The 20,647-nt window shown below is 71.6% G+C and carries 12 protein-coding genes; 7 read left to right on the top strand and 5 right to left on the bottom strand.

What is annotated here, in order from left to right; all coding sequences use genetic code 11:
- Positions 1-28: 28 nt before the first annotated feature.
- From KBY47_RS19780 to KBY47_RS19765, 4 genes are all read right to left on the bottom strand, one after another.
- Positions 29-6,346: a protein kinase gene (locus KBY47_RS19780; protein ID WP_210922511.1), complete on the bottom strand. Its 6,318-nt coding sequence runs from the start codon at positions 6,344-6,346 to the stop codon at positions 29-31.
- A 1,033-nt stretch (positions 6,347-7,379) separates the two neighbouring features.
- Positions 7,380-7,694, bottom strand: a complete 315-nt coding sequence (locus KBY47_RS19775) for a hypothetical protein (RefSeq protein WP_210922510.1) — start codon at positions 7,692-7,694, stop codon at positions 7,380-7,382.
- A complete protein-coding gene (locus KBY47_RS19770) occupies positions 7,691-8,263 on the bottom strand; it encodes a SigE family RNA polymerase sigma factor (RefSeq protein WP_210922509.1) in 573 nt (190 codons plus the stop codon). The genes KBY47_RS19775 and KBY47_RS19770 overlap by 4 nt, the downstream gene beginning before the upstream one ends.
- The gene (locus KBY47_RS19765) at positions 8,260-9,801 is read right to left on the bottom strand and encodes a sodium:solute symporter (RefSeq protein ID WP_210922508.1); all 1,542 of its coding nucleotides are present in this window, start codon (positions 9,799-9,801) and stop codon (positions 8,260-8,262) included. The genes KBY47_RS19770 and KBY47_RS19765 overlap by 4 nt, the downstream gene beginning before the upstream one ends.
- Positions 9,802-10,031: 230 nt before the next feature.
- Between KBY47_RS19765 and KBY47_RS19760 the strand changes: the two genes are divergently transcribed.
- The 7 genes from KBY47_RS19760 (at position 10,032) to KBY47_RS19730 (ending at position 17,581) form a co-directional block, all read left to right on the top strand.
- The gene (locus tag KBY47_RS19760) at positions 10,032-10,253 is read left to right on the top strand and encodes a DUF3311 domain-containing protein (RefSeq protein ID WP_210922507.1); all 222 of its coding nucleotides are present in this window, start codon (positions 10,032-10,034) and stop codon (positions 10,251-10,253) included.
- A gap of 70 nt (positions 10,254-10,323) precedes the next feature.
- Positions 10,324-12,495 carry a carbon starvation CstA family protein gene (locus KBY47_RS19755; protein WP_282108427.1) on the top strand — a complete coding sequence of 724 codons (2,172 nt, stop codon included), beginning with the start codon at positions 10,324-10,326 and terminating at the stop codon, positions 12,493-12,495.
- Positions 12,492-12,683, top strand: a complete 192-nt coding sequence (locus tag KBY47_RS19750; RefSeq protein WP_210922506.1) for a YbdD/YjiX family protein — start codon at positions 12,492-12,494, stop codon at positions 12,681-12,683. The genes KBY47_RS19755 and KBY47_RS19750 overlap by 4 nt, the downstream gene beginning before the upstream one ends.
- Before the next feature lie 255 nt (positions 12,684-12,938).
- Positions 12,939-13,049 (top strand): class III lanthipeptide, encoded by a 111-nt coding sequence (locus KBY47_RS19745; RefSeq protein ID WP_210922505.1) that lies wholly within the window; start codon positions 12,939-12,941, stop codon positions 13,047-13,049.
- An 11-nt stretch (positions 13,050-13,060) separates the two neighbouring features.
- Positions 13,061-13,171: a class III lanthipeptide gene (locus KBY47_RS19740; RefSeq protein WP_210922504.1), complete on the top strand. Its 111-nt coding sequence runs from the start codon at positions 13,061-13,063 to the stop codon at positions 13,169-13,171.
- 166 nt (positions 13,172-13,337) lie between these two features.
- Positions 13,338-16,037: a class III lanthionine synthetase LanKC gene (lanKC, locus tag KBY47_RS19735; protein ID WP_210922503.1), complete on the top strand. Its 2,700-nt coding sequence runs from the start codon at positions 13,338-13,340 to the stop codon at positions 16,035-16,037.
- Complete coding sequence (locus tag KBY47_RS19730) at positions 16,034-17,581, top strand: ABC transporter ATP-binding protein (protein WP_210922502.1); 1,548 nt, start codon at positions 16,034-16,036, stop codon at positions 17,579-17,581. The genes lanKC and KBY47_RS19730 overlap by 4 nt, the downstream gene beginning before the upstream one ends.
- A gap of 17 nt (positions 17,582-17,598) precedes the next feature.
- On the opposite strand, the gene KBY47_RS19725 is transcribed toward KBY47_RS19730, so the two are convergent.
- A complete protein-coding gene (locus KBY47_RS19725; RefSeq protein ID WP_210922501.1) occupies positions 17,599-20,472 on the bottom strand; it encodes a LuxR family transcriptional regulator in 2,874 nt (957 codons plus the stop codon).
- Positions 20,473-20,647 lie beyond the last annotated feature (175 nt).

The raw sequence follows: 20,647 nt of genomic DNA, 5'->3' as shown, positions 1-20,647 counted from the left end.
TCTTGATCCGTCTGGTCCAGCTGGTGTGTCAGTTGGTCTTGGCGGGAGAGCCGAAGTAGCGGGAATGGGCGGCGGCGATGGCAGCCCAGTCGGCGCCGTGCGGGAAGCGGACCACGTCCCAGGTGGCGTCGAACAGCCGCTCCTCCGCGTCGGCGTCACGCAGCGCGTTCTCCTCCGCGCCGGAGGGGCCGTCGACGAACACGGCGACGTTGGCGCCCGGCAGCCGGTACACGAAGTCCGGTGCCGCGTTCGCCTCCGTCAGGAAGACGTCCTTCTCGTCCGGGAGGCGCAGCCCGCATGCCTTCACCCAGCTCAGGAAGTCGCCCTGCGCGGCGAGTTCGGACGCCGTCGCCTCAACCGGCGTGGGATCGGCGGGGGTTTCGGCCACCAGTCGCCGGAACTGCTCCGAGCGGGATTCGCCCCGCGCCTCACGGCTCGCCGCCGCCGACGCGAACCGCACCAGTAGGCCCGCCACCGTGTGCCGGTTGATCTGGGCGTGGTCGAGCTGGTTGCCGTACGTGAGGAGGCAGTCGTAGCAGCCGAGCGCGCAGGCGCGTCCCGGGCGGTGTGCCTCGCCGCCCTCGTCCTTGCCGTCCGCGGAGAAGTGGCAGATCTCCAGGGCGCGGCGGGCCGCCTTGGCGAGGGCGTCGTCCTCCGCCTGGAGGCGGCGCAGTACGCCGGCGCCGCCCTCCGCGGCCTCCATGAACAGGATGCGGCGCCTCGGGCCCTCGTCCGGCGGCAGCAGCTCGCTGGACAGTTCGGCGTCCTCCAGCTCGAACTCCGCCTCGATGCCCCGCTCCAGGGCGTACATCAGCGTGAGCGCGACCGGCTCGGGCAGCGCCTCGTCGAGGGTGACGACGAGGATGTTGCGGCGGTCCTCCACGAACGGGATGACCCGCTTCTTGCGGCGCCGCTCGTTACCGTCCGCGTCCACGATCGGCAGCTCGCTGGAGTCGCCGGACGCCTCGGACGCGTCCTTGTCGTTCATCCAGCGGCCGTCGGCCAGGTCCAGCCAGTAGCCCGGCGGCTCGTCCGTACGGGCGCGTACCCGGCCGGTGTTGGTGATGCGGACGGTCGCGGAGTCGCCGTACGCGATCTGCGCGAGCTGTCCCGCCGCGTCGGCGACCGTGGCGTTCAGGCGGCCCTTGCGGACACCGTGGTCGTGGAAGCGGTACGACGTCTCCAGCCGGAAACCGGCCCGGCGCCGCTCCTCCTCGTCCGAGGAGATCCGCTCCCGGCGCGTGGTGTACACGGTGTGCAGGTGGAGGAGGCCATACGTCGCCGCGCCCAGCGTCTCGTCGCAGAAACCGCAGCGGTCCTCGCGCTCCTTGGGCTCGTGGTGGTAGCCGCAGTTCGCGCAGCGGCGCGCCTCGCCCGTGGTCAGCTCGCCGGACGAGTCCGGGGGCAGCTGGATGCGGGTCACCTGGTAGCGGGCGCCCTCGTGGTAGATCAGCGAACCGGGGCCGAACTCGCGGATGGCGAGGAAACGGGGGCGCTGGAGGTAGTCGCCGTCTCCGCGGCGGCGGCCGATCGTCGGGATGTACGCGGCCAGCGGCAGGCGCGGGAAGCTGTAGCCGGGCAGGAAGCCCTCGGAGGCCAGGTAGCGGTACGGGTTGAAGTCGGAGAGGACCGACTTGCTGTCGACGCTCTCGTTCATCAGCAGGTTGAGCTGGGTCTCCGCCTCGCGGCGGCGCGCGTTGGCCCGGTTGCGGTCGCCCTCGGTGAGGCTGTAGTCCAGGCGCCGCTTGTTCTGGACGTACTGGTCGTCGAGCGCGGCGCGGAACAGGCTGCGCCAGCGGTCGAAGGCGCGGTCGAAGCGCTCGGCGACGGTGCGGACCTTGTCGTCGATCCAGTCGTCGTGCCACCACGTGGTCTCGGTGAAGTCCCTGAACAGCGGGCCGAGGACCCGCAGGGCCGCGGCGACCGTGCGCCGCTGGGCGCCGTCGTCGTGGGCCGCGTCCCTGATGTCGGGCAGCAGGTGCAGGGCGGGGTTCGGGCGGTCGCCCGTGTCCGGGTACGACACGTCGAGCACCTCGGGCAGGGAGCGGCCCAGGCGCAGGCCGGCCTCGGCGATCCAGATGCCCTGGAGGTGGGAGAGAACCAGGTCCTCGTTGGCGAGGTCCAGGCGGGGCGGGGCGACCGCGCCCGCCACCATGCGCTCGGAGCGGCGGAAGTAGTACTGGTCGTGGCTGTTGCCGGTCGCGCAGTACGTCGTCACCAGGGCGGGCTGGCCGCTGCGGCCCGCGCGGCCCGAACGCTGGGCGTAATTGGCGGGCGTGGGCGGCACGTTGCGCATCATCACCGCGTTGAGCGAGGAGATGTCGACGCCCAGCTCCATGGTGGGGGAGCAGTACAACAGCTTCAACTCCGCCTTGCGGAAGGCTTCTTCACGCGCCTCGCGGTCCTCCGGGGACACTTGCGCGGTGTGTTCGCGAGCGTACAGGCCGGACAGGGCGTCGGCGGTCTCCCGGTACAGCTTGAGGAAGAACGTGTTGATGCGCGGGCCGTCGCCGCTCTGGTAGGTGCGGGTCAGCGGGTCGTGCGCGCCCGACTCGCCCTTGCCGGCGCGCCACACCAGCGACTGGGCGGCCACCCGGTACCCGGTCGTGGTGGCGGACGACGTCCGGCGGAAGCGGCCGGCCCGCTGCGGCGCCGCCTCCACCTCCTTCACCAGGCCCGCCTTGGTCAGCACCTTCAGCAGCTCCGTGATGATCAGCTGGAGGTCGTCCTGGTCGAGGTCACGGAAGGTGCGGTCGGCGCGCCTGAGGTACTTGCCGTACTTGCCGCGTGCGGACAGGAACAGGCCGGCGCGGTCCATGCCCGGCCGGGAGGGGTGCGGGTAGGCGGTGCCGACGCGGGGCTTGTCGGCGGCGGACAGGATCCACGGGTCCACGAGCCGTTCCTCGCTCGCCCGCTGCAGGGATTCGAAGGTGTCGTCGCGGAAGTACGACACGTCGATGGCCAGCGAGCGGCGCATCTCGTCCAGCAGCGCCCTCATCACCTCGGCCCGCAGTGCCGGGTCGGCGTCCCGCAGCGCCTGGTGCGTGCCCTCCCAGCGGTCCTGCTTGGCCGCGATCCAGTCCAGGTCCTCGTAGTCGATCTCCAGCAGGCCGGTCTGCTCCAGGTTGGGCATGGTGATACGCCAGCCGCGCTCCAGGTCGAGGTAGAGCCGGAAGGCGACCACGTCCCGCAGGGTGCGGGCGGCGTTGCGGGCCAGGGACGGGGGCAGGTCGGACTCGCCGGTGTAGTCGACGGGGGATACGGCGAGCGCGTTGGTCACCGCGGAGGCCAGCTCCTCGTGGTGCAGGCCGCCCTCGCCGACGTCCAGGGCCGCCCGGTACAGGGCGCCGCGCAGCTGGGTGATCTGCACGAAGTCGTTGAAGTGGCCAGCCTGGAGGGAGGCGTCCTGCCGGTTGTCGACGAAGGTGAGGAGCTTGCGCGCCTCCTTGTCCAGGGCCTCCTCCGGCACCGACTTCAGCGAGCGCACGATCGACGCCGAGACCAGGGAGGTCGCCGACGAACGGCCCTCCTGGTCCAGCGTGGCCAGCTTGGCGAAGTCCCGGCCGCGCGTCTGCTCGTAGGCCACACCGCAGTGCAGACAGAAGAGGAAGGGAGAGGGGATGAACGCGGCCTTCAGCTCGCCGCCCTCGCCACCCTGGTCGCCCCGGCCTTCTCGGCCGAACGGGTCGACGGTGACGGACTTCGGGACGCGGTCGCGGTACGCGCGCTTGACGACCTCCTGTCCCTTGTCGTCCAACTCCAGCCAGGACTCGGGCAGTCGGCGGTCGTCGACGGCGTACTGGACGTTGGACGGCCACTCGCGCTCATGGTCCACATACAGATAGCCGTCGCCCTGCCTGCCGCCGGTCGCCGAGGTGTCGCGGCGGGCCTCGTAGCGCACCTCACCGTCCTTCTCGGTGCGCCACACCGTCAGGTACTCCTGGCCGCACTCCCGGCAGAAGGCGAGCGGCATCAGCAACTTGCCGCCACTGCCCGGCTGTTCGAGCTGGTAGGAACGGGTGAGGTGGCGGGAGGACTTGTTCTCCAGCGTGACGTAGACCGTGTCGCCCTTGGAGAGGAATTGGTGCAGGCGAAACGCGAAGAGCGGCCGTTCGTTGCGCGGGTTGAGTGCCTGGGAGCCGGCTTCCAGGGTGGCGCGGATCGCCTCCGCGCACAGCTCCTCCGCGACGCCCGACGTCTCGTGCAACTCGCGCGCCGCGACCTCGATCTGCGTCGGCGGCCGGCGTACGAGGCGGCCCGTGGCGTCGTCCTCGACGAGGCCGAAGCGGTTCTCGATCCAGCGGGCCAGGGGGTCCTGCGCCAGGTCGTCGTAGGCGCGCGGGGCGGGTGAGGTGAGGCGTTCGGCGGGTACGGTGGCGGGCGCCTCGCCGGTCGCCCGGACCAGGGTCTCGCCGATGACGTGCTCGGGCCGGACCGTCGTACCGAACAGCGTGCTCGCCACACCGGCGACCACCTGCCGCTGGTCCTCCAGCGTGCCCTCTGTGGACATGGTGGCCGACGTGCCGATGCACTGGAGGTCCTCCGCCTGGCAGGCCTCGCGGACCCGGCGGATCAGCAGGGCGACGTCGGCGCCCTGACGGCCGCGGTAGGTGTGCAGTTCGTCGAAGACGAGGAACTCCAGGCCCCGCGCCATCTTGATGAGGCTCGCCCGGTCGGCCGGGCGGGTCAGCATCAGCTCCAGCATCACGTAGTTGGTGAGCAGGATGTCCGGCGGGTTGTCGCGGATCTCCTTACGCTTCGCGTCGTCCTCCTGGCCCGTGTAGCGGGCGAAGGTGACCGGCTCACGGCCCGCGCCGTAGCCGTCGCGCAGGTACTTCTCCAGTTCGCGCAGCTGGCTGTTGGCGAGGGCGTTCATCGGATACACGATGATCGCCCGCACTCGCTTAGCTGCGTTCGGGCCCTCCTCGTCGCGCTGGCGCAGCACCTTGTCCACGATCGGGACGATGTACGAGAGCGACTTGCCGGAGCCGGTGCCGGTCGTCAGGACGTACGACGCCCCGGACGCGGCGGCGTCGATGGCGTCGCGCTGGTGCCGGTGCAGGAGCAGCGGCCGGCCGTCGCAGACGGTGCCGCCCTCGGTCTTCTTCGCCTGGAAGATACGGGCGCACTCTGGGTGCAGCACCTTCTGCTGGGCGAGCTCGACCACGGTGCCGCCGCCCTGGAAGAACGGGTTGAGCGACAGCCAGGGGTTCGGCCACTGGGACTTGTCGTCGAGGTCCTTCTCGACGTAAGCCTTGATGCGCTCGTCGCGGATGACGGTGCCGCCCTCCGTGAAGGAGCGGTAGTCGCGGATCAGCGCCTGGTGGACGCCGAAGACATCCATGCCGGCGCCGGAGCCGGTCACCAGGGCGGGCTGCTGCGGGGCGACGGGCGCCGGGGCCGGGGTGGCCTCGCGCAGGGGGAGCGTCGGATCCTGCCCGCTCCAGGTGGGGACGAGGCTGGTGGCGTCCGACGGTACGGCGAGGGGGAGCAGGGCGTCCCGTACGGTCACGGCGTCGGCCGGGCGGTTCGCCGGGTCCTTGGCCAGCAGGCGGTCGACGAGACGGGCGAGTTCGGCGGGGGTCTCGCTGCGGATCGCGCGGACGGGGCTGGGCTCCTGGTGGACGTGCCGCTCGGCGAGTTCGTACGCCGACTCGCTCGTGAACGGGGGGACGCCGACCAGCATCTCGTACAGCACACAGCCCAGGGCGTACAGGTCGGCGGCCTGGGTCACCTGTTTGGCCTGGCACTGCTCCGGCGCCATGTAGCGGGCCGTGCCCACGCTGACGCCGGTACTGGTCAGACGGGCCTGGTCCGGGTCGTCGACGATGCTGCCCATGCCGAAGTCGAGCACCTTGACGGTGCCGCCCCGCGTGAGCATGACGTTGGCGGGCTTCAGGTCCCGGTGGACCACGCCCTTCCCGTGCGCTGCGGCGAGGCCGGCGGCGATCTGCGCGCCGATGGCGGCGGCCCACGTGATCGGGAGCTGCGGTTCCTCCTCGATGAGGTCGCGCAGCGACTCGCCGTCCAGGAACTCCATCGCGAGGTAGGGCAGGTCGTCGCAGTCCGCGGCGATGCCGCCCTCGATGAGTCGGGCGAGGTTGGGGTGGCGGTCCAGGTGCCGCATGATGCCCACTTCGCGGGCAAAGCGCTCCACGGCCTTGGAGGCGCCGCCGGTATCGATCCGGCCTCCGCCGCGGCGGCGGAGGATCGTCTTCACGGCGACGGTGCGCTCCGGCGAGCCCTCGGGAGCGCGCAGGTCCTCGGCCTGGTGGACCTCCCCCATGTTGCCCCTGCCGATGACGCGCCCGATGCGGAATCTGCCGTCGACGAGCTTGTGGCTCACTGCCGCTCCTCTGCCTACTGCTCGCGTTCTCGGGGTTCCGAACCGGAACGCGCCCCCTGATCTGCTGCCGCACGGCCCATCGTGTCAGAACGGACAGTGAGGCAGCCGTTACCGTACACGAATCGACTCAGCTTGGATAGATTGAGCTGCGTTGACGTTGTCAACCTGCTCGCCCGGTTCGCATTGTGAGCGGAGAGGGCGGCGTGCAAGACCGAACTGCCGGTGAAGCGACGGTGCCCGGCTTGCGGCGGGCCGTCGTGCACGGTTTCGCGCCCGAGTCGGTCCTTGTGCGGTTCCTGTAGCCCGTGAGGCATCGGCCGCGCCGAGTGGGGCGGGCTGCGACATAAGTGGGCCTGGCTGGGCTTGCGTGACCAGGACGTGCATGTGCATGTAGACGCTGACCCTCCCGATGTGGAAAAGGTTGCGCACATTGGGGAGGAAATGTGTTCCGCGGTAGCGGTGGACGGCGTCGCCCGGCTGGGCACGCGGCAGAGGGTTGCACCGAAGGCCCGGGCCGCCCCGGTGGCGGCGTGGGCCGTACGGAGGAGAACCGCTTCTGTTGTCCCGGGACCCGCGCCTTGAGGCCGGAGTTGAGATCGGTCTCGCGTACTGCTGTGCTGCGGCACGGAGCACGTTGGGAGGGAGCCTGACGCCGGCAATCGAGCAGAAGTGACCCACGTGCGCCGTGATTCTCGGATCACCGGACGGCAGAGGTGCAAGGTGAGGGCTGCGGACGCGCCCTTGCCGCCCTGGGGCGTCCCGCGGCAGCCGTCAAGGCGGCGGTGGAGCGCGACATGACTTTCGAGCGTATCGAGAACCCTCTTAACTGGGAGGGCGACACAGCCCCCGAGCCGGAGCGCTTGTGTGCAGAGCGCAGCCTTGCCGGGCAACCAAGCTGGCCACGGAAGCACCCCCCTGCACGTCTGGACAGGTCAGAGCGACAGGTCAGGGCGTCGCGAGGGCTGTCCCCGACGTGCAGCCCGACTCGGCTGCGAGTACGGCTCCGCGGTGGGTCTGCTTCTCAGGAACCTCGTCAGCCGGGAGGCCGCGCGGACAGCGCGATCCCCGTCCCCGTCCCCGTCCCCGAGAAGATCACCCCCGGTTCCGAAGGAGCCCGGTTCAGCACCCACAACCCAATCAGCACCGCCACCGCGAACACCACAGCGACCAGGACCGTCAGGATGACCCGGCGGCGGCGTTCGCGGCGTAGCCACTCGCCGCGGGCCGTGCGGTAGGCGTCGGGTGGGGCGTGGACGGCGTCCGCGAGGGCGGCGAGGGACTCCTGGAGTTCCTGTTCCGTGCGGTCGGGGCTGGTGCCGTGCGACGGCGTCGTGTCTCGGTGCGTCATCGCCGGGTCTCCATCGCCTGGGTCAGGGCGGCGAGGCCGCGCGAGGTGTGGGTCTTGACGGAGCCGCAGGAGATGCCCATCGTGGCGGCGATCTCGCTCTCCTTCAGGCCGAGCCAGTGACGGAGGACCAGTGCCTCCCGTTGCCGGGCGGGCAGTTGCTGGAGGGCGTCGATCAGTACCCGCTGGTCGTCGCGGAGCAGCGCGGTGCTCTCGGCCGAGGCGACGGTTTCGTCCGGGGGCTCCGGCGGGTTCTCCACGTGTTTGCGGGCGACCTGGAGGTGCCGTATCCGCATCCGGGTCAGGTTGCAGACGGTGGAGCGCAGGTACGCCTCCGCCGCCTCCACGTCCCGCAGCCGCCGCCACTTGCGGTAGATCTGGTAGTAGGCCTCGGCCACGACGTTCTCCGGGTCGTCGGCGCCGAGCAGTACGGCGAGGCGGAGCATCGAGGTGTAGTGCAGCTCGAAGAGCCGGGCCACGCCCGTCTCGCGCTCCAGCTCGGCCGGGTCGGTCACCGCCGGGGCGAGCGGCACCGGGGCCACCGGGGTGCTGGGTCTCACGTGCTGTCTCACGGGTTGTTCGCTCCCGTCTCGGGACGCCGGCTGACGGTCAGGCGCGACGGCAGGTCGGTGAGGTCGGCGCCGCGCGGGACGCCGAGGCGTTCGAGGATCGCCGTGCCTACGACGGCCACGGCGAGGTTCAGCAGGAGGGCGGCGAGTCCGGCGTAGATCTCGAACGGGCCGGTGCCCAGTGACACGACCGACGAGAAGCCCTCCCGTACGACCAGGAACGTGCCGGCCAGCATGCCCGCGCCCCACCCGGCGAGCAGCGCCCGCGGGTGCAGGCGTCCGGTGAAGAGACCGACCGCCACCGCCGGGAAGATCTGGAGGATCCAGACGCCGCCGAGGAGCTGGAGGTTGATGGCGGCCTGGTCGCGCAGCCCGAACACGAACGCGACCGCGCCCAGCTTCGCCGTCAGCGACACCGCCTTGGCGATGCGTACCTGCCGCTTGGGCGTGGCCGTCGGGTGCACGTACTCGACGTAGACATTGCGTACGAAGCTGGTGGCGGCGGCGATCGACATCACCGCCGCCGGTACCAGCGCGCCCACGGTGATCGCGCCGAACACCAGTCCCGCCAGCGGCCCCGGCATCAGCCGGTCGACCAGCATCGGTACGGCCGCCTCGGCGCCGCCCTCCGGTGCCCGTACCCCGGTGGCGAGCGCCGCGATGCCGAGGAAGCCGAAGAGGGCGAGAAGGCCAGTCCAGGCGGGCAGGGCGACGGCGACCTTGCGCAGGGTGCGCGGGCTGTCGGCGGCGAAACCGGCGGTCAGGACGTGGGGGTACATCAGCAGGGCGAGCGCGGAGCCGAGGGCGAGGCTGGCGTACGCGGGCTGCTGCTCGGGGGTCAGCAGGAGCGCGGGTCCGCCCAGCCGCTCCGCCGCCCCCTCGAACACCTCGCCCGGGCCGCCGAGGCGGGCCAGGACCAGCCAGGTGACGGCCGTGAGCGAGACGAAGACGGCGACCGCCTTCAGCGCGGAGATGACGGTGGGCGCGCGCAGCCCGTGCCGGTAGGTGGCCACCGCCAGCCCCGCGAACAGGGCCACCATCACCAGGTCCTCGGTCGCGCCCCGCGGGTAGACGCCCCCGGCGGTGAGCACCGCCCTTATGCCGAGCAGTTGCAGCGCCAGGTACGGCATCGTCGCGAGGATGCCGGTCAGCGCGACGACCAGGGCCAGCGGCGGTGACCCGTACCGGCCGCGTACGAAGTCGGCGACCGTGATGTAGCCGTGCCGACGGGCCACGCTCCACAGCCGGGTCAGCAGCACGAACGCGAGCGGGCAGACGATCACCGTGTACGGCACCGCGAAGAAGGCGGGCGCGCCGTTGCCGTAGGCGAGTCCCGGTATCGCGGCGAAGGTGTACGCGGTGAAGATCGTGCCGCCCAGCAGGAACCAGGTCCACACCGGGCCGAGGCTGCGGTCGGCCAGCGCCCAGCCCTCCAGGGACGGCAGCCGGTCGCTGGGGCGCAGACGGCGCGCGGTCACGGCGAGCAGCGACGCTCCGCCGATCACGGCGAGGAACGTCGCGGTCATGGCGCCGTCGGCCATGGGTCACCGTCCTTGGTGTCCTGAGCCCTGGTGTCCCGAGCCCTGGTGTGCCTGTGCTCTGGTGTGCCTGTGCCCTGGTGTGCCTGTGCCCCCGCGGGAGAGTTGCGCGGCGGGCCGGTTCGGAGGACAGGGAATCGGCGGGAAATCTTCTGGAAATCCGCTGTCAACCGTCTCCGCCGGGTCGGCAACTCTTGCACAGACCGACAGAGAGCGGGAGAGGAGCGTGAGCGATGGCACAGACGGCCCATCACCGGCTGCGGCGCGCCGCGATCGCCGTACTGCTCCTCGCGCCCGCCGCAGGCCTGCTGTGGGTCCCCTGGTACGCCGACGCCAGCCCGCGGCTGGCGGGGACGCCGTTCTTCTACTGGTACCAGCTCGCCTGGGTACCGGGGTGCGGCCTCTGCCTGCTCGCCGCGTACGCGCTGACCAGGCACGGCAGCGACGATCCCTGATCCGTCGCCGCCGCACACGTACCACCCCTGCGCACATCCCCATCCCACCCCGCCCCGGCGAGGAGCCGCCATGCCCGCGTCAACCATGCCCGAATCCGCCCACCCGGCGCCGGAGGGCCCGCCCTCCCGGCGGTCCCGGATGACCCCCAAGTCGATCCTCGTGTGGACCGCCGTCGCCCTGGTGGGGGCGGTCGGCTGGGCCGTGGTCGCCCTGTCCCGGGGCGAGGAGATCTCGGCCGTCTGGCTGGTGATGGCCGCCCTCGGGTCGTACGCCATCGGCTACCGGTTCTACTCCCGGTTCATCGCGCGCCGGGTCCTGGAGGTCGACGACACCCGCGCCACCCCGGCCGAACGGCTGGAGGACGGTGTCGACTACCACCCCACCGACAAGCGGGTGCTGTTCGGCCACCACTTCGCCGCCATCGCCGGCGCGGGCCCGCTGGTCGGCCCCGTCCTGGCCGCCCAGATGGGCTATCTGCCGGGGACGCTCTGGATCATCGTCGGCGTGATCTTCGCCGGTGCGGTCCAGGACATGATCGTGCTGTTCCTCTCCATGCGCCGGGACGGCAAGAGCCTCGGTCAGATGGCCCGGGACGAGATCGGCAAGGTGGGCGGTGCCGCCGCGCTGATCGGTGTCTTCGCCATCATGATCATCCTGCTGGCGGTTCTCGCGATGGTCGTCGTCAACGCGCTGGCGGAGTCCGCGTGGGGCACCTTCTCGGTCTCCATGACCATCCCCATCGCCCTCTTCATGGGCTTCTACCTGCGCTACCTGCGGCCGGGCCAGGTCGTCGAGACCAGCGTGATCGGTGTGGCGCTGCTGCTGCTCGCCATCCTCGGCGGCGGCTGGGTCCAGGACTCCTCCCTGGCGGAGTACTTCGTCTGGAGCCCCGAGACCCTGGTCCTGTGCCTGGTCGGCTACGGCTTCGTCGCCTCCGTGCTGCCCGTGTGGATGCTCCTGGCCCCGCGCGACTACCTGTCGACCTTCATGAAGGTCGGCACCATCGCCCTGATGGCCGTCGGCGTCGTGATCGCCGCCCCGACCCTCAAGGCCGAGCCGGTCACCGAGTTCGCCTCGACGGGCGCCGGACCGGTCTTCGCCGGATCGCTGTTCCCCTTCCTGTTCATCACCATCGCCTGCGGCGCCCTGTCCGGCTTCCACGCGCTGGTCTCCTCCGGAACCACCCCCAAGCTGATCCAGAAGGAGTCCCAGGTCCGGCTGATCGGCTACGGCTCCATGCTCACGGAGTCCTTCGTCGCCGTCATGGCGCTGATCGCCGCCTGTGTCCTGGAGCCGGGCCTGTTCTACGCCATGAACTCCCCGGCCGCGCTGCTCGGCCCGACCGTGGACAGCGCCGCCGAGGCGGTCCGCGGCCTCGGCTTCACGATCACCCCGGACCAGCTCACCGCGGCTGCCGCGGCCGTCGAGGAGGAGACGCTGGTCGGCCGTTCCGGTGGCGCCCCGACCCTGGCCGTGGGCATGTCGGAGATCTTCGCCAGCGTGCTCGGCGGCGCGGGCATGAAGGCCTTCTGGTACCACTTCGCGATCATGTTCGAGGCGCTGTTCATCCTGACCACGGTGGACGCCGGCACCCGCGTCGGCCGCTTCATGCTCCAGGACATGCTCGGCAACGTGTGGAAGCCCATCGGCCGGGTCACCTGGAAGCCGGGCATCTGGATCACCAGCGCCCTGGTCGTGGGCGCGTGGGGCTACTTCCTCTACGCCGGTGTCACCGACCCGCTCGGCGGCATCAAGCAGCTGTTCCCGCTGTTCGGCATCGCCAACCAGCTGCTGGCCGCGGTCGCCCTGGCCGTCACCACGACCATGCTCATCAAGGCGGGCAAGCTGCGCTGGGCGTGGGTCACGGGCATCCCGCTGGCCTGGGACGTGGTCGTCACCTACACCGCGGGCTGGCAGAAGATCTTCTCCGACGACCCCAAGATCGGCTTCTTCGCCCAGCGTGACGTCTACGCGGACGCCATCGACGCGGGCAAGCTGCTGCCGGGCGCCACGGACATGGACGACATGCACACCATCGTCCTCAACAACACCGTGGACGGCGTGATCATGGCGGTCTTCCTGCTGCTGGTCCTCATCGTCCTGGCCAACTGCGCGGTGGTGTGCGTCCGCGCCGTCCGGTCCCCGGAGCCCCTGCCGACGACCGAGGTGCCGTACGTCGAGTCCCGCATCGACGTGCCGGAGCAGCGCGGCAGCGAGTCCCTGGTGGGGACGGGCTCATGAGCGTCGTACGGAAGGCGCTGGCCACCGTGCTCTGGTACGCGCGGGAAGTGACCGGCGAGACGGAGTACGAGCGCTACTGCGCACGCCACCGCAGCCACCACCCCGACGCCCCGCCGCCCACGCGCCGGGAGTACCAGCGGCTGCGCACCCAGCGGCGCGAGTGCGAGTCCCCGAGCCGATGCTGCTGATCCCGACAGGGCACCTGACGGCCCCCGGCTCCGGGCCTCGTACCCGATGAGCCGGGGGCCCGGGCCCGGCGGCACCACGCACCACCATTTCGCGGCGGGAACCCCCCCGTCTTCCTGGGTGGTACGGCGAAGAATGCGGGGGCCGGACCCCCATGTGCGCGCCGGGGCGCTCACGTTGACTTACGGCTGCCGATCCGTCGGCGAGCGATCAACGTTCCGTGCGTGTCACGGACCCGACCACCGTGGAGGTTTTCCATGAGCGTCCTGAAGCTCCAGACCCTTGAGCCGGAGATCTCGGCCACCAACGCGGCCGCCGTCAGCCTGACCTCCAGCAGCAGCGACTGCTGCAAGAAGCAGCCGAACTGAGGCCGCTCGGCGTGAGCGTGCTGAAGCTCCAGCTCATGGAGCCCGTGGCCGTCACCGCCGGTGTCCGCGTCAGCAGCCTGACCTCCAGCGCGATGCACTGCTGCAAGAAGGCTGACGACTAGGCACCGCGTGATCCGGGTGGGAGCGTGCCGTCGCTCCCGCCCGGGTCCCTCACGTTCGCGGCCGTCGCTGTCGCCTTCGCCGTCGGCGGCCCCTCGGACGGAACGCGGGCGCGGACGAGCGACCAAGGCAGACGAAGCAACAGAGGCCGAGAACACAGAGGCAGGCATGCGCAACGAACGCTGGGTCCATCGTTTCCTCTTCGCCTGGAACGACACGCTGTTCTTCGACCCGCTCGCCGACTACTACGAGCCGCGGGCCGACCACTTCATCGCCGGGCTCGACGAGCGGACCCGTGAGCGGTTCGTGCGCAGCGGCATCTGGTGGAGCCACCGGCACAACCCCGACCTCCCGGCCCAGGGATGGAAGATCCATGTGTCGGCGGGGCTGGACCGCGTGCACGAGGTCGCCGCGACCGTCGTCGGGTACCTCACCGGGCGCGGCGCCGACTTCAAGATCGCCCTGGACCTCAACGTGTTCGAGATGCTCAACTCGAAGGCCATGTCCCGCGGCAACAGCGGCAAGCTGGTCACCGTGTATCCGCGCGACGACGCGGAGTTCCGGGCGTGCCTGGCGGATCTGGCCCGCCTCCTGGAGGGTGCCGAGGGCGCCTATGTGCTGTCCGACCTGAGGTACCGGGACAGCAAGGCGCTGTACTTCCGCTACGGCCAGTTCCTCGACACCCATGTCGTCGATGTCCTCGGACGGCGGCGGCCGCAGATCAACGGCCCGGACGGGCCCGTACCCGACAACCGTGCCCTCGGCTACGCGCAGCCCTGGTGGGTGCCGTGGCCGTTCGAGGACTGGAAGCCGGCCGAGGAGCCCGAACAGGACGGCACACTGCTGGGCGGCCGGTTCCGGGTGACCGGGGCGATCCAGTTCTCCAACGGCGGTGGGGTGTACACGGCACAGGACACCGCGGACGGTGACCGCAAGGTGGTGCTCAAGGAGGCACGCCCGCACACCAACGTCAACCCGCGCCAGGGGTACGACGCCGTGGACGTCCTGCGCCGGGAGTGGCGCTTCCTCAACCGGCTCGCCGGGACCGGCCGCTTCCCCGAGCCGATCGCCGAGTTCCGGCACTGGGAGCACCACTACATCGCCGAGGAGTTCATCGAGGGCTCCGACATCCGCGGCGTGCTCCTGGAACGCAATCCGCTGGCCCGCCCCGGCTTCGACGTGGAACGCTCGCGGGACTTCCTGCGGATCTACCTCGCCGTCTTCCGCAGCCTCGTCCGTGCCGTGCGCACCGCCCACGAGCGTGGGGTGATCCTCGGTGACCTGACCGCCGCCAACCTGCTCATCGATCCCGGCACCCATGAGGTGACCGTCATCGACCTGGAGGCCTGCCGGCTGGCCGGTGCCGACGGCGACGGCGACGGCGAGGACGGTGAGACGTCGCTGGAGAGGCCGGTCGAGCTGTTCACCCCGGGGTTCAGCCTCTCCCGGAACGGTTTCGAGGCGCGCGGGACGGAGGGCGACCTCTACGGGTTGGCCACCACCATGGCCTACTTCGTCTTCCCGATCGCGGCGATGTCCCATCTGCGTGAGGACATCTTCGACACCTTCCGGATCTTCTTCGACGGCCTCGGATGGCCGGAGCGGGTCCACGGCCTCGTCACGGACCTGGCACACGCGAGGATCGGGCTGGGCGAGGTGCTGGACCTCCTGGAGAACGAGGAGGAACTCCTCGGCGGTGTGACGGCTCCGCCCGTGCCGGTGGTGGAGGAGAAGCCCGGCCTGGCGGTCACGGAGGCGGGTGTGGCCGCGTTCGTCCGGGCCGTCGCCGACCCGGAACGGGAAACGCTCTTCCCCGTCGACCCGTTCGCCCATGTCACCAACTCGCTCAGCCTCGGCTTCGGCGCGAGCGGAGTCCTGTGGGCGCTCCACGCCTCCGGTGTGCCGCTGCGACCGGCCTGGCTGGACTGGCTGCGCGCACGCCTCGACGACATCGACGTGGACGAGTACCCGGACGGTCTGATGTGCGGTCTGGCGGGACTCGCCTGGGCGGCCGACTCACTCGGACTGCCGTCGGCCGCCCGGAAGCTGCTGACCCGGGCCAACCAACGGGCCTTCGACCACGGGGACCACACCTTCTACTACGGTCTCGCGGGCCTCGGCATGACCGATCTGCGCTTCTACCTGCGCGGTGGTGATCCACGGGACCTCACGGCCGCCGAGGCGTGCGCACGGGCGCTGGGCGAGCGTGCGCGGCGCGACGGCCGACACGTGTACTGGCTGAACGACTTCTCGAAGAACGGGCCGCTGACCGGGCTGGGGTTCGGGCAGGCGGGCGTGGCCCTGTTCCTGCTGCGGATGTACCAGGTCACGGGGGAGGAGTCCTATTTACGGCTCGGGTGGGGCGCGCTCGCCTGGGAGATGGACCACGCCAGACCGGTCGACGACGGCGGGCCGGTCATGTTCGAGCACGAGGGAACCCTGGAGCCGTACGTCGAAGTGGGCTCCGCCGGTGTGGCGCAGGTGCTGCTGCGCTACGGCGACCTGGAGAACGCACGCACGGTACTGGAGGGCCTCGACGTCCGGCACTCCATCCTCCCGGGGTACGGCTTCGGCATGGCCGGGATCGCCGACGCGCTCCTGGACGCCGCCGAGTTCACCGGCGAGCGCTCCTACCGGGACCTGGCGTTGCGGCAACTGGACTTCGTACGCCGGGCGTTCCTCTTCGAGCCCGCTCAGCGCTTCGGCATCGCACGCCAGGACGGCGTGGTGCCGCTCGCCCTTCCAGGTGAGGGACTGCTGCGCTGCTCCACCGACTACCTCACCGGGTCCGCGGGGGTGCTCAGGGTGCTGCACCGGGTCAACCACGGTGGTACGCCCGACTTCCTGCTGGACGAGGCCGCGCGATGAGGCAGTTGTGGCTCACCCTGCGCGGCCACCGGACCGGGTTCGTCGTCATCGCCCTCGCCGAGGCGGTGAAGGGCGGGACCGAGGCACTGCTGCACCCGCTGCTCCTCAAGGCCCTGTTCGACCAGGCGATCCTCACCACCGACTTCAGCCGTTTCCTGGTGCTGGGCACCGGCTATCTGGTGCTCGGGCTGGGACTCAACCTGGGGGGCTACTGGATCGCCTGGTGGCGCAAGCGGTACGAGAACCGGTTCACGCTGGTGCTGGAGATGGAACTGCTCGACAACACGCTCGGGCTGGACGGCCGGCAGATGTCGGAGGCCGGCAACACCTCCTACGTCAGCCGCATCCACAACGACGTCTCCGAGGGCGTGCTGCCTGCCGTCGACGTCTGCATCCGGGTCGCCCGGCAGACCGTCTCCTCGGTGGTGTTCCTCGGCGTGCTGCTGTGGCTGTCGTGGCAGGCGAGCCTGGTCCTGCTGGTGATCGTGCCGCCGCTGGTCCTGGTGAGCAACCGGCTGGCGGGGCGCATCGAGAGGAACACGGAGCCCGAGCGGGAGGCCGAGGCACGCTACATAGGCCGGTTGACCCGGACGCTGGAGTCGTTCCAGGCGCTGCGCGGTCTGCCGATGCTGCTGCCCGGCACCCGGGCGGCGAACCGGCGGGCACTCGACGGGTTCCTCGGCATCAAGTTCGACAACTACCGGCTGACGCAGAAGCAGCACACGCTGAGCGACCTGGTGATGAACCTCTCCGACACCGCGTCGATGGTGATCGGCGCGTTCTTCGTGTTCACCGGGAGGATGTCGTTCGGCAGCTTCCTCGCCTTCGTGAACTCGCTGTGGCGGGCCATCACCGGCATCTTCGAACTGGTCAACATGATCCCGCAGGTCCGCCGGAACAGGGCCGTCCTCAAGCGCATCGAGTCCCTGCGGGCCGTCGAGCGGGCGCCGTACCACCAGGAGGGCCCCCTGGTCCGCGTACACGACGTCCGCGTCCGGTACGGCGGCGGAGGCGGGGACGAGGGCAGGGAGGAGGGCAGGGACATCGTGTTCGACGACTTCGAACTGCGTCCTGGCGAGCACGTCATCCTGCGCGGCCCCAACGGCTGCGGGAAGACCACGCTCCTGCACATCCTCTCCGGAACCCTCGCGCCCGACGCCGGCACCGTCACCCTGCCGCCCCGGGTGGCGAGCCTGACCGCCCCCGTGCAACTGCCTCCGCTGCCGGTGCGCGAACTGGTCGCCGACGCCGGGCTGCGTACGTCGTTCGGGCTGGACGACCTGGCCGACCAACTGCCCTCGGAACTGTCCTCCGGGCAGCGCCAGCGGGTCGGCGTCGCCGCGCTGCTGTCGCAGGACGCGGACGTCTACCTGGCCGACGAGCCGTTCGCGAACCTCGACGACCGGGGCCGGGCCCTGGTGCTGCGGGCGCTGCGGTCCCGCGCCGACGGACGCGCGCTGCTGGTCGTGCACCACGGGGACGAGGACCTGGACCGGGGCTTCGACCGGGTGGTGGACCTGGCGCCCGCGGCGCTGCCGTCCTGAAGGCATGACGACAGGCCCTAGAGAACGGTGTTCGCCAGATCGGTGGCCCTGGCGAACACCGCGCGATTGGGGTGGCCCGTCTTCTGGAGGAGGCTCGACACGTGCTTCTCGACGGTGCGCGGCGAGATGTGCAGCCGGGCCGCGATCTCCTTGTTGCTGATGCGCTCGGCCAGCAACCGCGCGACCTCGAACTCGCGTACGGTCACGCCGTGCCGGCGCAGGTCGTGCGGTACCCGCTCGAACCCCTGGCGCCGCTGCCGGACCGACACCCCCATGCGGCGCAGCAGCGCGCGGCAGGCAGCGGCGACGGCCGGAACGTCGGCGTCGTGGAAGTACGCCTCCGCCCCGCGCAGCCAGTCCACCGGCGCGCCCCAGCCCTCGTCGTAGGCCTCGCGCGCGACCAGACGCAGCCCGAGGTGACGCGCCACGGGATAGGGCCGGGCGGCCTGGAGCGCCGCGTGCGTGGCGGCGATCGCCTCGGCCGGGTGCCCTTCACGGCCGAGGAGCACGGCGTCGGCCAGGGCGACGAACACCCGGTTCCAGCGGGTGCCCGCCACACTCGCGGCCATCGCGTCCGTGTGGTGCCCACGCCCGGCGCGGCCCGCCAGGGTGCCCAGCAGCAGGCCGAGGCCGTGGCGTCCGAAGTCACCGGTCGCCGGGTTCTCAGCGTCATGGGCGAGCGCCCGCGCCAACTCCCGCTCGGCGTCCTCCGGCTGTTCCTCCAGCAGGGAGCAGAACGCGCGCGCCAGTCCATGGGCCGCGGCCCGGGTCTCCGGTGCCCCGCCGGTCAGGGGTGCGAGCCGCTCCAGCGCCTCGCGCATCCGCGCGCGCCGACCGCGGTGGGCGTGCCGGATCGCCTCGGCGAGCCACAGCCGGGCCAGGTCCCGGCCGAGCCCGTGCCGGGTCGCGTCGGCGATGGCCGTGTGGATGCGGGCCCCGGCCGCGGTGAACTCGCCCCGCCTGATCTCCTCCACGGCGAGCAGGAACCCGGCCTCGTGCGCGAGCGGCCGCACCCCGAGGCGCGACGCCTCCCGGCGGGCGATCTCCAGATGCTCGGTCCGGCCGTCACGACGCGCGGCGAGCGCGGCCAGCGCGACGTCGGCGGAGACCCGCAGGACGGGCCACTGGTGCGCGTGCGCCGTCGAGCGGACGTCATGGAGATGGCTCACCGCGGCCGGCTCGTCCCCGTCCGCGGTGAGGCGGCTGAGCGCCAGCATGGCCCGGCAGGCCAGAGCGGGCTGCTCGCGGCGCTGTGCCGCGTCCAGTGCGCGACGGGCCGACTCGGTGGCGGTGCGCAGCCGTCCGGGCGCCAGCCGGAGCGGTTCGACATGGGCCGCGGCCAGGTCCACGAGGGCCCCGTCGGGATGGTCCTGGCCGGTGTCGCACAACGTCCGGGAGAGGTCGAGGTGCTCCAGAGCCGCCGTCGGCCGGCCGGCGAGGCCGAACGCGAGGGCCAGCCGTGCGTGCAGCCCGGCCCGCCGCACCGGGGGGAGACCCGACTCCCCGAGGGCGGCTACGGCGGCGGCCAGCCCGGGGAGCAGATCGAGGCGGGCCGCAGGGACCACGGCGTCCAGCAGACGTTCCAGGATGTCGATCCGTAACTCCGACTCCGGCCCGCCGCCCGCCGCGAGGAGTTCCCTGGCGCGCTCCAGCAGGGCGACCGCCCGCCGTGCCGATTCGGGGCCCGCGGCCCGTTCCGCCGCCAGACCGTACAGGCGCGCCGCCTCCTCCGTATCGCCCACGAGCGCGTGCAACTCGGCGAGGCGTAAGCACCACTCCCCGGGCAGCCCCGGGTACAGCTCGGCCACCGCGAGCGCCGCCCGGCGCGCGTACTCGGCGCGCACCCCCGCGTCCAGCTCGGCGCACAGGGCGCGGCCCACCAACCGGTGCCGGAAGACGTGACCGTCCCCGTCCGGAACGATGAGGTACGACGCGGTCGCCGCCCGCAGGATCCGGGAGGACTCCGCGCCGTCACACCCGACGGCGCGCCGCGCCACGTCAGGGGCCAGACGCTCCCCCAGCAGGGCGGCCGTGCTCAGGAAGGCCACTCCGACGGGGCCGAGGGCGGTGGCCCGACGGCGCACGCTGCGGGCTATGGCCGGTGGGACGGGGGCCTGACCGGCCGCGTCACGGCGCTGTGCCAGGCACTCCTTGATGACGAACGGGATCCCGGCGCTGTCGGCCAGCACCCGCTCCACCAGCCCGGGGTCGATGTCGGCCGGGTCGCCGGCCAGCTCGGCCGCCAGGAGGTGACGGACGCCGGTCCGGTCCAGGGCGCCCAGACCGATGGTGACGGCCGATCCGTTCTGGCGGGCCCGCGCGGCCAGGTCGGTCGCGAGGCAGGGGACCTGCGCGGCCGTGAGCAGGAGCGTGGCGGGCTGCTGCCCGATGTTGTCCAGCAGGTATTCGACGGCCGTCGTGGTCCCGGCGTCCGCGTCGTGCAGATCCTCCAGGACGACCAGACAGCCGTGGGAGCGGCCCGCCGCGGCGATGAGGCGCAGCACCGCCTCCGCGACGGCGAGGTGCGGCGGACCACCGCCCCCCGGGCCCGTCGGATCGGAGAGGAGCCGGGCGAGGACCGGTTCGTTCCCCGCGGCGTCCGGTACGAGTCCCGCGCGGGCCAGCGAGAGGACCACCTCGACCAGCGGCCGGTACGGCAGCCCCGCGCCCGCCGTACCGACCCGGCCCTGCACGGTGACCATGTCGGCCGCGCGGGCGTCCGCGACGGCCTCGGCGGCCAGCCGGGTCCGGCCGACGCCGGGTTCACCGGTGACGAACACGGCCGCGCCCCGGCCCGCGCGCGCGGCGCTCAGCGCTGCCCGGATCTCCGCCAACTCCGTGTCCCTGCCGATGAGCCGTCCCGAGGAGGGGCCGGTGTGCCGCTGTGTCATCCCTGTCTCCTGACGCGTCCAATGGGGGGTCTGCCGGTATGGATTGCGTGGAGTTCCGTGGTGCACCCTGGCGGGCTACGCGGGCAGGAGAATACGAACGCCGTGACGGGCCACGTAGCCGCCAGTTTGGGGGGCTTGCGGCGGGCGGATCGGGAGGGGGCGCCCTGGCGGCCGG

The sequence above is a fragment of the Streptomyces sp. B93 genome (genome assembly GCF_018070565.1).
GTDB lineage: Bacteria > Actinomycetota > Actinomycetes > Streptomycetales > Streptomycetaceae > Streptomyces.
The sequence above is the reverse complement of the archived record's forward strand: the minus strand, read 5'-3'. Positions and strand labels throughout refer to the sequence as shown.